Annotated in this window: 1 protein-coding gene; it reads left to right on the top strand. The window is 65.3% G+C overall.

The features are described 5' to 3' along the window. Positions 1-97: 97 nt before the first annotated feature. The coding region (locus ACPYN9_RS17190) for a leucine zipper domain-containing protein (RefSeq protein WP_424468112.1) at positions 98-625 on the top strand (528 nt) is incomplete at its 3' end.

Genomic DNA, 625 nt, shown 5'->3' with positions numbered 1-625 from the left:
TGTATTGCCTCGGGACGTTGTGACCGGCTGACGTAAACGAAAACCTCCGTGCAGGATGTGGGTTACCACACTCACCATCCCAAGCACGGAGGTTTTCGTGACCCACGCTAACGCACCCCTCACCCCGGAAGGACGGCGCCGGATCGCGTCGCTCGTCGTGGATGGCGGGTGGAGCTACCGCAGAGCCGCGGAACGATTCCAGTGCTCGCCAGCGACCGCGAAGAAATGGGCGGACCGGTTCCGCAACGGTGAAGCGCTCACGGATCGATCCTCCCGACCACACACGTCCCCGCGTCGCTGCCCGAAACGCGTCGAGCGTCGCATCGTGAACCTGCGCGTCACGCGCCGTTGGGGGCCGCACCGCATCGCCTACCACCTCGGCATCGAGCCGTCGCTGGCCTGGCGAGTCCTTCGACGCTTCCGCATGCCCCGGCTCGCGCACCTCGACCAAGCCACCGGACTCCCTATCCGGAAAACGTGGCCGGTCAGATACGAGCGAGAACACCCCGGCGATCTCGTCCACGTCGATATCAAGAAACTCGGCCGCATCCCCGACGGCGGCGGGCACCGCAAACTCGGCCGCACGATCGGGAACCACAACAACAAGAAGCGTGGTCGTGGTTAC

The sequence above is a fragment of the Pseudoclavibacter helvolus genome, from assembly GCF_049707175.1.
GTDB classification, from domain to species: domain Bacteria; phylum Actinomycetota; class Actinomycetes; order Actinomycetales; family Microbacteriaceae; genus Pseudoclavibacter; species Pseudoclavibacter helvolus_A.
This window is presented reverse-complemented; position numbering and strand designations above follow the sequence as displayed.